The 12,326-nt window shown below is 45.8% G+C and carries 12 protein-coding genes and 1 tRNA gene; 2 read left to right on the top strand and 11 right to left on the bottom strand.

The window, feature by feature from the left end; genetic code table 11:
- Nucleotides 1-7: 7 nt before the first annotated feature.
- The 5 genes from nusA to ACLVWP_RS07545 form a co-directional block, all read right to left on the bottom strand.
- Nucleotides 8-1,408 carry a transcription termination factor NusA gene (gene nusA, locus ACLVWP_RS07565; RefSeq protein ID WP_413561065.1) on the bottom strand — a complete coding sequence of 467 codons (1,401 nt, stop codon included), beginning with the start codon at nt 1,406-1,408 and terminating at the stop codon, nt 8-10.
- Between the two features lie 15 nt (nt 1,409-1,423).
- Nucleotides 1,424-1,948 (bottom strand): ribosome maturation factor RimP, encoded by a 525-nt coding sequence (rimP, locus tag ACLVWP_RS07560; RefSeq protein ID WP_413561063.1) that lies wholly within the window; start codon nt 1,946-1,948, stop codon nt 1,424-1,426.
- Nucleotides 1,949-2,232: 284 nt separating this feature from the next.
- Nucleotides 2,233-2,673: a GNAT family N-acetyltransferase gene (locus tag ACLVWP_RS07555; RefSeq protein ID WP_413561062.1), complete on the bottom strand. Its 441-nt coding sequence runs from the start codon at nt 2,671-2,673 to the stop codon at nt 2,233-2,235.
- 6 nt (nt 2,674-2,679) lie between these two features.
- Nucleotides 2,680-3,306 carry a hypothetical protein gene (locus tag ACLVWP_RS07550; RefSeq protein ID WP_413561061.1) on the bottom strand — a complete coding sequence of 209 codons (627 nt, stop codon included), beginning with the start codon at nt 3,304-3,306 and terminating at the stop codon, nt 2,680-2,682.
- Between the two features lie 69 nt (nt 3,307-3,375).
- Nucleotides 3,376-3,457: transfer RNA gene (locus ACLVWP_RS07545), tRNA-Leu, on the bottom strand.
- A 328-nt stretch (nt 3,458-3,785) separates the two neighbouring features.
- On the opposite strand from ACLVWP_RS07545, the gene ACLVWP_RS07540 reads away from it, so the two are divergent.
- Nucleotides 3,786-4,991, top strand: coding sequence for a hypothetical protein (locus ACLVWP_RS07540; protein WP_413561060.1), 1,206 nt, complete (start codon nt 3,786-3,788; stop codon nt 4,989-4,991).
- A gap of 183 nt (nt 4,992-5,174) precedes the next feature.
- Entirely contained in the window at nt 5,175-5,558 is a 384-nt protein-coding gene (locus ACLVWP_RS07535) for a hypothetical protein (RefSeq protein ID WP_413561059.1), read from the top strand.
- A 51-nt stretch (nt 5,559-5,609) separates the two neighbouring features.
- Here the strand turns inward: ACLVWP_RS07535 and ACLVWP_RS07530 are convergent, their stop codons facing one another.
- From ACLVWP_RS07530 to ACLVWP_RS07505, 6 genes are all read right to left on the bottom strand, one after another.
- Entirely contained in the window at nt 5,610-6,221 is a 612-nt protein-coding gene (locus ACLVWP_RS07530) for a hypothetical protein (RefSeq protein WP_413561058.1), read from the bottom strand.
- A gap of 8 nt (nt 6,222-6,229) precedes the next feature.
- Entirely contained in the window at nt 6,230-7,399 is a 1,170-nt protein-coding gene (locus tag ACLVWP_RS07525) for a hypothetical protein (RefSeq protein ID WP_413561056.1), read from the bottom strand.
- Between the two features lie 118 nt (nt 7,400-7,517).
- On the bottom strand, nt 7,518-8,705 hold the full coding sequence (locus tag ACLVWP_RS07520) for a hypothetical protein (protein WP_413561055.1): 1,188 nt from the start codon (nt 8,703-8,705) through the stop codon (nt 7,518-7,520).
- A gap of 75 nt (nt 8,706-8,780) precedes the next feature.
- Nucleotides 8,781-10,181: a hypothetical protein gene (locus ACLVWP_RS07515; protein WP_413561053.1), complete on the bottom strand. Its 1,401-nt coding sequence runs from the start codon at nt 10,179-10,181 to the stop codon at nt 8,781-8,783.
- A 44-nt stretch (nt 10,182-10,225) separates the two neighbouring features.
- On the bottom strand, nt 10,226-10,894 hold the full coding sequence (locus ACLVWP_RS07510) for a hypothetical protein (protein WP_413561051.1): 669 nt from the start codon (nt 10,892-10,894) through the stop codon (nt 10,226-10,228).
- Nucleotides 10,895-10,905: 11 nt separating this feature from the next.
- Nucleotides 10,906-12,189 (bottom strand): hypothetical protein, encoded by a 1,284-nt coding sequence (locus ACLVWP_RS07505; RefSeq protein WP_413561050.1) that lies wholly within the window; start codon nt 12,187-12,189, stop codon nt 10,906-10,908.
- Nucleotides 12,190-12,326: the final 137 nt, after the last annotated feature.

Genomic DNA, 12,326 nt, shown 5'->3' with positions numbered 1-12,326 from the left:
TTAAAATCTATTCTTCTTCAGCTTCTTGAGAGTTCAATTTCTGCAACTCTTGCTTCAACAAAGCATCGGCTTGAGCTTTCGCAGAACCGCCGCCAACTTTGCTGTCTTTAGCAGCAGATGGAGCTGTTGGAACCGGAGTACCTTCAGCTTCGTACTTCTTAAGCAAAGCTTTCGCTTCGTTAGAAAGTTTTTCTGCCTTTTCTGGATCATCGTAACCTGGGATCGTCATCAACTCTTGAACTGCTGCTTGCGCTACAGATTGGAATGAACCGAAGCCAGATTGGAAGATGTTTTGTGCCATAGTTTCGTTCATGCCTGGGATCAACATCAAATTGAAGATCGACTCAGCTGTACGAGAAGCCGCTGAAGATTCAGAAATGATATCCAATTTCCAAGTCGTCAATTTAGCTGCCAAGCGAACGTTTTGACCACGTTTACCGATTGCCAAAGACAATTGAGAATCTGGAACAACGATTTCCATCTCACGATTTGTATCATCAAGGAATACGCGAGAAATTTCAGCCGGAGCCAAAGCGTTTACCGCGAAACGAGTGATATCTTCGTCCCAAGGAACGATATCGATTTTTTCACCACGAAGTTCTTGTACGATGTTTTGTACACGAGAACCCTTCATACCAACGCAAGCACCTACTGGATCAACAGTTTGGTCGTTAGAACGAACTGCGATTTTAGCACGTTGACCTGGCTCACGAGCCGCAGCCATGATTTCAACTACGCCGTCGTAAATTTCTGGAACTTCCATTTCGAAAAGTTTCATCAAATAACGTTCATCAGCGCGAGACATGATGATTTGTGGACCACGAGTTGTTTGACGAACTTCAGACAAGTAACCTTGAATACGGTCACCTGGTTTGTATTGTTCGCCAGGGATTTGTTCACGAGGTGGGATGTACGCTTCAGTACGACCCAAATCGACAACAATCGCGCCTTTTTCAACACGACGAGCGATACCAGAAGCGATTTCGCCTTTGCGCTCTTCGAATTCTGTAAAGATGATGGAGCGTTCTGCATCACGCACTTTTTGCATGATGATTTGTTTCGCAGTTTGAGCTGCGATACGGCCCAAATCAGAAGCTTCCAATTTGATACCGATAGAATCGTCCATTTGAACGTTTGGATCTAGTTTAACAGCGTCGTCGTAAGGAATTTCAACTTCCTCATCTACGAATTTTTCGCGAGGAACGACTTCTTTGAACTCGAACAATTCAACTTCGCCAGTTTCTTCATTGTAAGCGGCTTCGATTTCACGGTAAGTACCGTATTTTTTACGAGCTGCTACAAGCATACCTTGAGTGATCGCTTCAATAACGATTTGCTTATCGATACCTTTGTCTTTACCGACTTGTTCAATCACTTTCGAAAGATCTGAAAATACATTTTCAGCCATGGCTTATCCTCTCTACTACTTTTTTTGACCTTTATTAATTTCAAACAAAACTTTAGCTTTTTCGATCATGCCGTACGGGATTTTAATCTCGACGTCCTTGACCACGAATCGCACAGCTTGATCGTCAGCGGATTCAATAACTTCCTCGACGGTTTTAGCGGCTTTCCATTTTTTATCTGTCACGCCCATGCTTTCTAAAGACTTAGACGTTTTCAGATACACTTTCTTACCCACTGCTTTTTGGAAGTGCCATGGTTTTACCAAGTGGCGTTCCAAACCTGGGCTTGAAACTTCCAAGGCATAAGCTGCACCCGGAATGATTTCCTCATCCTTTTCCAAAACCTCATTGAAGGATTTAGAAACGTTTGAGCAATCTTCCAAGCTGATTCCGCCCTCAGCCTCTGTATCAATAAACAGACGCAAAGTACGACCTTTACCCATCCCTACGAATTCAATATCGTAAAGTAGGCAGCCATTTTTTTCGGCAGCATCACTTGCGATTTTTTCAACTTGATCTAACCAAGAGGGTCTCTCAGACATCTCTTCACTTCCTTATAACTTCAGCCACTCCCCCGCCCAGACGGTGGTTTCAGCTTACTAATGAAGTGACTCCTGCTTAAAGCTGTTGGGAAATATCCAACGAAGCCTGCAGCGTGTACCGGCTCAAACGCTTAAAGCGTATCTGGCTGGCACATCCCGTTTGTCCGAGAACTCAAAAAGAATTCAGTGGCAAAAAAAAATGGGCCTGTTGGGCCCATCGAACGTCCTTAAACTAGCAAAAAAATCGAATAGGTGCAAGGACTTATCTGGTCGTTCGCCTTGCTCTAGGGACAGGTATACAAAAGTGCTGTGGCCCCATCCTTATAATAGCGCGGGCGGCGACCGGTGAGCTTAAACCCGAGTTTTTCATAGAGATTTTGCGCCGAGTGATTGCTTTCATGCACCTCCAGCCACAGCTCTCTATTTTGACCCTTTGCGTTAATCATGTGATTAATCAGCTTCTCCATAAGGCCACGACGCTGAAATCGCGGATGAGTCGCGACCAAAGAGATCTCCCAGACATCAGGCATTTCCCGATAAAGAACAAATCCAGCCAACTCCTCGCCCTCAAAAATCCCGACGGCCTCCGCCGTAGCCATCTCGGCTCCGAGCAAATCTGCTGGCCAATAAAACTGGGCGAGCATTTCGCCCGACTGTTGATGAATGGCTTCCACCAACTCCCGCATCGCTGTTTTATGAGGACTGTACAGAGACTCGATTTTCATAAAGGCCTAGATAAAGTTTCGAACCTTGTATTTACGCTTCATCAGCTCGAACCACGCTCGCAAGCGATCCTCTAACTGTTGTTGAGCAAGGAAACCCTTGATGTTGTCACGGATGTCTTTGAAGGCTGTGCTGCCAAATTTCACGCGATTTTTTTGATAGTACTCAAGAGCATCAAAGTCAGAAATGATTCCGGCCATGGACGTGGTTTTAAAGCGAATGAAGCTTTTCGCCACAAGTTTGCGAGAGGTGAATTTCTTGACCTCAGCCGTCGTGGGCTGAAGTTGATTCCAATAGGTTTTTCCCGCGGAAGCCTTTTCAACTTTAGCCAAAGCCTCGCTCAGATCGCCCTCGGCAACTGTTCCGACGTTAAAGCTTTCCGCCTCCATCGCAACCACGGCTTCCAACAAAACAGCCGTCACATGAGAACGAAACTCTTTTGCCCCCGGAGCTGTCTCTGCCAATGCGTTCCCCTTTTTATCCTTGGGAGGATAAAGGATTCCATCGATAGCCGTGGTGATTTGCACCTCGCGACTGGTGATAATGTAATCCGCCACTTGGCCTACGGTTTCAGAAACGACCGTTGCCGCAAAAACTGGGCTGGAGATGAAAAGAGATAAAAGCAAGATGCGCATGGGACTATTCTAGAAACAAAAAAACCGACTGTAAAGTCGGTTGATTGAAGTCCTTCCTTTGGAAGGATTTGGTGCGGGTGGAGGGACTTGAACCCCCATGCTTTCGCGGAAGATTTTGAATCTTCTGTGTCTACCATTTCACCACACCCGCAGTGAGGTGATCTTTTTAATATTAGAAGGCCCTGATCCTCAACATCTTTTTTCTAAAAGGCTTATTTTTCTGCGTTTTTGCCCGCTTTTTAAGCCGACTTGGCGCTATAGGCCAAAGTGACCCCAGTTTGAAAGAAGTTCAGGAAGCGTTCTAAGAGTTGTCACTTCTTTATGCAAGGACACGAAACACCCCAGAAAACTTAGGACAACTAACCCCTAATATATCAATAACTTACACGGTAGGGACGAATCTCGGCCAAGTTGGCATCGGCCTTGCTCTAGTGGCTATCGATTAAAAAAGGTTTTCAAAACCACACTGAGGAGACTTTATGAAAAAGTATATCTATATCCTTGCGGCTTTGAGCATGGCGCCGGTATTCGCGTTGGCTCAGGGTCTTGATAGCGAGGTTGATGCTGAATTGGATGCTATGTATTCCAAGCAAGCTCCAACTCAAGCTGTTGGCACTAACACAACTGTTTTACCTGCGGCAGCGCAAGGTGAAGTACAGTCTGTGAAGCCACAGCCTATCTATATTATTAACTCTCCAGCTCAAGCAGCGCAGGCATCTGCAGCTACTCAGCAGGTTCAAAAACAGCCTACAACTGTTATTGAAGCATCTCCATTGGCAGAGTCTCGTGCGGAAGCAATCCGTAAGAGCCGTCAAGATGCTGAGGTTCAAACTGAACAAAAAATCGTAGAAAAACTTGAGCAATCTCGTATGGAAGACGAAAAACGTCGTGCTGACGTTTTGTTCGGTGATAAATTTAACAACCTAAATCAACAACAACAGGTTCCAGTTCAGCAACCAGTTGCAGCTCCAGTAGTTGTGGCTCCAGTGGCGGCTCCGGCTCCAGTTATTATTGAAAAACAAGTTCAAGACGATTCAGCGACTCGTGAGTTGATCCGTCAAGAAATGGCTGCTTCTTTGGAAAAGAACAAACCAGAAGAACCAATCCGTAGCAAATACGTTTCTGGTTTGATCGGTCTTGGTGACTATCCAGATGTTTCTAATGTTAAAGGTAACTACTCTCTGGGTGTTGCGTTCGGTAACAAAGTTGATGGTTTCATCATCGAAGGTTCATTCCTTTACTCGAACTACACAGTTGAGCAAGGTAACTGGATTACTTACCCATATGGTTATAACAATAACGTAGACGTGAACCAATACACTGGTGCGTTGGCTGCAAAGATCCAATTCTTTGACGGTATCGTTAAGCCAGTAATCGGTGCTTTGGCTGCTTACTCATACAGAACGTATGAAATGAAAAACAACAGCTGGGCATACGCTTACAACAACAAATCTGAGGCGAATTCTCACGCAGTAGATTTGGGTGCCTTGGTTGGTGCGGATTTGGAATTCTCTCCGAAATACTCTATCGGTTTGGATTTCAGATATATGTGGAATCTTTCCAACCGTATTAACTACGATAACAACAACAGCTATCAGTCATACCAAAATCAGGTTATGAACTATAACCCGATCGAAAAACTGCAATACTATGTAATGACAGTTTCTGGTCGCATGAATTTCTAATTGTTCCCGATCCCGTATCTCTCAGTGGTAGCGGAGCTCTGTAATGGAGCTCCGCTTTTTTTTGGGAAATCCCCTTGTTGGAGTCATTCCGGTTCAGTTTGAGACAAGGAAACAAGACTTAGACCTTTGTTTGCTTTTAGTTTTCAAAATGACGTGGCTTAATAAGGTATGCGATTAAGAACTATGACTAGACTACTACTTACAGGGACGATCGGCTTGGCACTTTTGGCGCCTTTAAGCTGTGGTAAGAGCTATAACTCCTCCGTGGATGATGCGGATACTTATGGTGAAGGTGGCGGCGGTTCTCCGCAGTTCCAAGCGGCGCAAGCGGTTCTTCGTGATAAGTGTGCGACTTGCCATACTCAGGCGAGTCACCCTGCTTGGGCAAATATCTCCGAGTCTCAATTCGTGTCTCGTGGACTTGTGACGGCGGGCAGTCTTTCTGGTTCGATTCTTTATACAAAGATCACCGGCAACAGCGTCGGCGGCGGAAATATGCCACCAAGCGGAGGTACTCTTTCTGTGACAGAAATGCAGGCCCTCGAAACTTGGATCTTAAATATGTAATAAAAAAGCCCACTGGAAAGTGGGCTTTTTCTTTTTCGGCTTTATTAAAACCTACATTCTGTAAGCAAGACCTAAACGCCAGTACATCGTTTCGTCTTTATAGACCGATCCAAAGCTTTGCATAAACTCTAGCGAGTTACTGATGCGCGCACGTAAATCAACGAAACCACCTGTGATCATTTTAGAACCGGATTGTACTGTGTACTCTCCAGAATCACCCGTTGGCCAGTCTGCATTCTTGATATAACTGGATAAAGAAAAACCCATGTCCACTTTCGGTCCAAAACGCCAGAACACACGCGGAGAAATACGCAGAGTCGTCCAAGGAACACGTGCTTGGAAGTATTTTAGACCGACGTTTTTATCACCGCCGATGGCGCTACCAGAAGCAAAACCGCCACCGATACCCCAACCCCACTTTGGATAATAAAAGTTCTTTTCAAAACCCAATCCAAATCCATAGTAAGTGGCCTTGTAATCAGTAGCTCCTGAAGCACTTGATACGGAAAGCTTTTCAACCCAAGAATTGTACTCTACAGAGATCAGAGATTTCTCGATCGCTGTTACGGATTTTGCGGCACGTGGTTTAGCCGTACTTGCATTTTGCGCCAACGCTGCGGAAGTCGAAAGCACCAACATCAAAGTTATAATCGCTTTATTCATGCTCGCTCCTACAATGAAAGATGCAGCTGAGTCTGCAATTGCCAAGTGTCAGTGTTAACGCTTTCATCCGTCAGACGACGAAGATTGGTAAATCCAGCACGGAACTCCATGCGCGGCATAGGGAATGCCAAAAGACCGAAAGACCACTTAAACTCATCCGGAGATTCTGATGACAACGTGGCATTGAAATACTCGATCTGGCTCAAGATATTGTAGCCCCGAGTGATGCCGTACAAACTTTGTAGCATCAAGTACCCGCCGACTTTATCGCTAGGATTAGAAAATGGACTGTCCTTGATAAAACCAAGCTCCGTCAGCAAACTGTCGCCTTTTTCAAAGCCCAATTTTTGGTGAACTTCGAAACGAGTTTTTTCGATGTATTCATTTTTGGATTGCATGACTGCGAAACCGACGCGATTTTTATCAGCTACGTCGAATTCCATCATCACTGACGCACCTTTTTGGCGAACGTCCTCGTCCTCTTGGATCATATTACCCATGAACAGGTCACCGGTGATTTCCCAGTTGTCGCCGTAGTACTGCATGATCAAACTGTGAGCTTGGTCATTCTGTGCAACGTCCGTGGCATTTCTAGAATAAGCGGTATGGTCGGCAGTACGGATACCAAAGACCTTATCCATCAACCCCACATAAGTATAAAATTTCTTATTCACCTGCCAGCGGAAGTAATGCTCGCGGGAAATCATGTTTTTATTTTCTGGATCGTCAGCATTTGCACGCGACGCGGGAGTGGGTTGATAACCACCAGACAACATAAATAGGTATTTTGCAGAGCGATCCAATTGGATAGCGACGCTCGCATCGGCTTGCATCGTGATGTATTTGGAAATGACCGCAGGGCCGCCCGGGTTCTGTTGGAAGTACAAACCACGGTACTTGATGCCTGGACGAATCCACCATGGCAATTGCGTTGTCCCTAGAAATCCGGATTTTGCACCGATCTCTTCTTCTGTCAGCTTGTCGTTATAGATTGCACGTGAAGCAATCTCAGTTGCGAACAAAGCGCGACCGTAATCAGTCAAAGCACCATTCCCTTGGCCATTGTAGTGGCAAGTGATGCATGTGTTGTATCCATAAGAAATAAAATCAGGATAGGCCTGGCTTGATTCAGGAAATAAAATTCCTGCGACTAGCAAAAAGGGAAGAAGTAAAATCACGCTGCAACCTCATTTGATGGACAAGACTCAAGACTTAATACGCATTAAGTCTATGGGTCTCGCCCCCGAGGCGCAAATCAAAAGCTACCAAATGCAGTTAGTTATTTTGCGGCGCTCCCTATTGAGGAGTGCCTGTATTAATCCAAACATCTACTAGTGCACGTGGATATTCACCTAGCATACCACTCGTAGGCATAACTCCGCCGACACCGTTCATACGAGAACGAATGTTACCAGCAGCAGCTCTCGCTTGGGCATAATCCTGCAAGTTCAATCCGCCCAGACTGTAACCAGTACGGTGACAGCTGAAGCAGTTTTGTGCAAACACACCACCCGTCGCCGCCAACTGAGTATAAGTCATCGTTGTTGGAGTCGCACTTGGAGACGCCGTTGCTGTCGCCGTTGGAGTCGGCGATGGAGCCGTAGCCGTCGTGGATTTCAAAACTTCAAATTGCAGACCGATTCTATCACCCGATACCGGAGTCGTTGCGAAAATCGCATTCGCTGTGCCCGGAGACAGATTTGTTGAAGTCGTCGTCGCAATAACAGCACTTACGTTTTGGTAAGTTGTAGCTTCTTCAGCCAAAATACCATTCACGATAAGACCAATGTTTTTAACTTCGTAACTACCAGAAGAAACGTTTTTCAAACGTAAAGATGGATTTCTAAATTCGTAACCTACGATAGCACCAGATACCACAGAACGGCGAACTTCAATCGTTGCAGTCAATGGGTTTGCTGGTTGGCCAAGGGCCAAGTCAAATGTCACAGTTTGGAAGTTTGTTGTTGTGTAAGCAGCGGCAGGGATCGCCATCATTGAAGACTTAGCTTTCCAGGAAACTGCTGGAGCAGAACCGTTCTCTACTAAACAGTCAGCGTACTTATCTTGAGCCGTTGACCAGTAACCGTTGATTTCGTTAATGCGTGCTTGGTTTTGGGAACCTGTGTAAGGTGGTTTATGAGCAGCATTCACTGCTTGAGCAGAAATTTTTGCAGCGCCTACTGATGCGAATGAAACATAGGAAGCCTTCACATCAGAGGAACCGAAGACACCTAAACCGATACCATCTGGTACGTGACAACCGCCGCAAGTCTGCGACAAGAATGGATGGAATGTAGAAGCGTAAACTTTGACAATGGCCTCTTCACAAGTTTCACCGCCGGAAGTTGAAAACTCAACACTCCCGCCTGAAATCGAGCCCAGATTCATCGTAGTAAAGCCCTCACCGCAGTTGTTGAATGCAACAACTGTGATCATGGCACCGATGGCCCATAGTGTTTTTTGAACAAATTTAGAGTTTCCCAATCACATCCCCCAAGTACACAGAGTCAACGTACAACGGGCCGTTCTCACTCCCCCGAGCGAACGGCCTTACAGGTTTTAGGCAACCTTAATTACCTGAGAAAGCTGGCTCGTATCTAGGATACGACCACCTACTCTGTCGAACAAGTCCATACGTTTATTTGCTTGGCACCAGTTCGCAAAAACTGCTGCGGCAATTGCTTCAGGATTCGAACCGGCAAAGAATGTCGGATCAGAAGCCTGATTGTCATTGAATTGACCTACTTGGAAGTCACTTGTTGCTGGACGACCTTTTGGATCGTAGTAGAACAAGTAAGCAACACCGTGACCGCGGTCACCGGCCCAACCCGCTGCGCGGTTGTCAGACGCATCACTATAAACTGAGCCGTCGGAAACAACCAAAACCATGATTGGTTTTTGCAGAACGTTCGCACTCTCAAGAATACGACCGACTTCGTTACCAGCATCCAAGTCTCTATTATCACCCGATGTACGAGTGCCGTCATGGTAGTCATAACCACCAAGTTCGATATTTGAAGAACCCGCTTGACCAAGAAGCGTGTTGTAAACCATCGCACCAAACAACAATTCGCGGTTGGTATTTGCAGTGTTGTTATTAACACCCCAAACGTTGGCGAATTGAGTGTTCGAACGAGGATCCACCGTGGAAGCACCTTGTGCCATCACGTCGACGTTTTTAATACCCGCACAGTCCAAAACTGTTTTCACAGTTTGACCGCCGTCGATCGAAGCAATTTTACGAGTTTGTGACTCAGTAAGATTGCTCATTAGTTTCACCAATGAATTCTTTTGAGAGTTGTTAAGTGCCGTATTCAACGAAGCACTGTAACCAATAGAAGTTAGCAACGAAGTATAGTTACGAACAACCAATGGCGCCGGAGGTGCAGCAAAGCCCGCTGATTGATTCATACCTGTGCGTGTACCACGGTTACCCATGTTTGGAAGATTCGCACCTACCAAGCCGGCCTTCGTGATCGCACCTGATACGTCAAATTTGTTTTGATTCGTATCATTTTGAGAATCGACGCAGAAGCCGATGAAGGCTGTTTTAGCCATCGTCGTCGCTGTTGCGCGCGCTTTAATGCCCGTTAGGAACTTACTGATGCCATCACCTGCAAACGGCGCATTACCGAAAGCACGCTCGATAGGTACTTGGTTATTACCTAGACCTAGCTTGTTGTAAGTAGCCAAACGCTCGCGTTTGGCATTCATTGGCACGTAGTTGGCTGCCATCGCGGCACCACCACTTAAATTCACCGTTACGAATGGAATCAATGATTCAGGAGTTGGGCAATCCGCTGCATGAGCTTTATTACCAAACATCAAGGACACCCAGTTTGGTACGAACATGTTCGCAGCAAATGGAATAATACCAGCGGAAAGGAAGTCACGGCGGCTTACGGGTTTTTTATGCCCAGTTAAAGCCCACATTGGGATATCTTTTTTATCTTTAGCCATATTCTCCCCCCAGAGAACTAAACAATCAAAAAAACAAAATAAACTTAGTATGTAATGGCATCGAGGCTCGAAAGCATCGCTGCACAAGTCGACAACATTAAGTTGTTAGTCGACGCAGCCTGAGTGCGGACGTTCGCCGCCAAGGCTGTGATAAATTCACCTTTATAAGCTTGCAACGCGGCTAGCTCTGCTGCTGTCTCGTTACGGCCCCAGTAAGAGCGAGCCATACCGCGAACGCTTGCATTGAACTGAGCATCAGTTACTGATGATACGCCCGTCGCAAAGTTCACACTTCCGAAGAACGATCTGTCGCCAGCGGCCTGAGCTTTTTCAGTCGTCAAAACTGAATTGCACACTTCACCTGCCAAGCTCGTTGCACTTAACATCAACGGACCATTCGCCATACTCAAGTCATTACCACCCGCCAGGGCACCGTAACGATTTGTGTATTCATTCGAAAGAGCCGTGCTGATATTCGTTACGTTTGCAACACGAGTCATTGAAGCAAAAGTTTGCTCCGCAGACAAAAGTGCATACGGAATACCCAGCTTTTCTGAATCTGTTTCTGGCTCAACAACTGCTGAACCCGTAGTCGAAGACATATTTGTACTGCCAGCGATATCACCATAGCGACCGCAGTTATTAAAACTGACTGTCACGATGAACATGGAAGGCAGAACATAAAATAGTATTTTAATATATTTTTTATTCATAACTCCCCCAATTATCCCAAGCACTCTGCTCTAGTAGCTGTTGTTTCGAACAGTTTCTTAAGCTTGTAACCGGACTTTTCGAAATCATCGCCCCACTCTTTAAGTTTTTGGGCATCAGTCACCGGATCCAGAGTTCTGCGGCAAACTGTTTCGAAAACTTGTTTCGCCATACATTGACTGAAACGACGAGAGTTAGAAACCACTGTACCGAAGTCTTTCACACCAGTACCGCCTGAAGCAGCTCCGCGCCATTCAAAGAAATTCGCATTCTTTTCGCGGATCGCATTGTTCAAGAACGAACTGTCTGTCATCACATAACCAGATGGGAATACTGTGTTGTTGCGGTTCATTTTATTCACAACACCTGTCGTTGTATTCGCATTGATATTGTAATCGTTGTTATTACCAGTGCGTGGATTTACGTCAGAGTGTTTGATACCTAGTGGAGTATCACCCACATCCCATTTCGCAAAAGCACCACGGAAACCGTCCATCACTGTATGACAGCCCTTACAAGAAGTAAGGAACTTCATATGGTCGCCACCTGGGAAACGGTCGATATCGCGACCGATACGCAAGTCAGACGCACCTGTATCTGCCCAGTCTTGCAAAGGCACACACATGAATTCACGGAAAGTATATTCAACCAAACGACGGTTCGTACCCATCAATGCATGCGCACTCATGAAAGCACGAGACGTCAAGACACCAGCTGGATCGGGATTGTTTGCCGACGCTGTTGCACTTGTCGCAATTTGCTGGTTCGCAACGCGAACCAGGTTTCTTGCCAAGTTCACACGCTGTGTTTCTAAATCAAGATAGTGATTGTTCGAGATCAATAGATCTGGAACAAGGCTTCCACGTACGTTGGCAAGATTCGTATTGCCGCGGTAATAGAAGTTACCCGTCAATAACTCGCGAGCATCTCTGTCGTCACGAGTCACCCCAATGAATGATGTAACCATGTCATTGAGTTCTGTCTTAATTGTTTCATCACGAGTTGAAAGCTTCAAAGCCCACAACTTAACTGTGATGTTAAGGAAGTTGTCGTCAGCAGTAGCAATCTCTGCTGCTTGTGCAACTTGTCCTCTGTTTAACAAAGTCACCATCTGCGCAATTGTAGGGCTATCAGCCGGAAGTTTCGTACCAGTCAGACGTTCATAAAGCTTTCGTGCTCTTTGCTCCATTGCGGAAGGATCATTCGCTGAAAGAACCGGCTTAACTTGCGCATGCGCAACGTTCGCTATGGTCCCATTCATTCCTAATATGAAAAGTGGTAATACTAAGAATCGCATTTCGCCCCCCCAGGCCTTATCGACAATTTTCACGCACAAATGACAGTTAAACGATAAAAAACTCTTGCAATCTCAACTTGATACTGCAGAACTTTTTGCCGAATGGGGTTTTTTGACTAAGAGATCTTCACTCCAGT

Source organism: Bdellovibrio sp. HCB209, from assembly GCF_047306065.1.
Taxonomy (GTDB): domain Bacteria; phylum Bdellovibrionota; class Bdellovibrionia; order Bdellovibrionales; family Bdellovibrionaceae; genus Bdellovibrio.
The sequence above is the reverse complement of the archived record's forward strand: the minus strand, read 5'-3'. Positions and strand labels throughout refer to the sequence as shown.

What these genes read in the sequence shown, in the direction of transcription:
- nusA (WP_413561065.1), bottom strand. Translation starts at nt 1,408, where the DNA reads ATGGCTGAAAATGTATTTTCAGATCTTTCGAAAGTGATTGAACAAGTC.
- rimP (WP_413561063.1), bottom strand. Translation starts at nt 1,948, where the DNA reads ATGTCTGAGAGACCCTCTTGGTTAGATCAAGTTGAAAAAATCGCAAGT.
- ACLVWP_RS07555 (WP_413561062.1), bottom strand. Translation starts at nt 2,673, where the DNA reads ATGAAAATCGAGTCTCTGTACAGTCCTCATAAAACAGCGATGCGGGAG.
- ACLVWP_RS07550 (WP_413561061.1), bottom strand. Translation starts at nt 3,306, where the DNA reads ATGCGCATCTTGCTTTTATCTCTTTTCATCTCCAGCCCAGTTTTTGCG.
- ACLVWP_RS07540 (WP_413561060.1), top strand. Translation starts at nt 3,786, where the DNA reads ATGAAAAAGTATATCTATATCCTTGCGGCTTTGAGCATGGCGCCGGTA.
- ACLVWP_RS07535 (WP_413561059.1), top strand. Translation starts at nt 5,175, where the DNA reads ATGACTAGACTACTACTTACAGGGACGATCGGCTTGGCACTTTTGGCG.
- ACLVWP_RS07530 (WP_413561058.1), bottom strand. Translation starts at nt 6,221, where the DNA reads ATGAATAAAGCGATTATAACTTTGATGTTGGTGCTTTCGACTTCCGCA.
- ACLVWP_RS07515 (WP_413561053.1), bottom strand. Translation starts at nt 10,181, where the DNA reads ATGGCTAAAGATAAAAAAGATATCCCAATGTGGGCTTTAACTGGGCAT.
- ACLVWP_RS07510 (WP_413561051.1), bottom strand. Translation starts at nt 10,894, where the DNA reads ATGAATAAAAAATATATTAAAATACTATTTTATGTTCTGCCTTCCATG.
- ACLVWP_RS07505 (WP_413561050.1), bottom strand. Translation starts at nt 12,189, where the DNA reads ATGCGATTCTTAGTATTACCACTTTTCATATTAGGAATGAATGGGACC.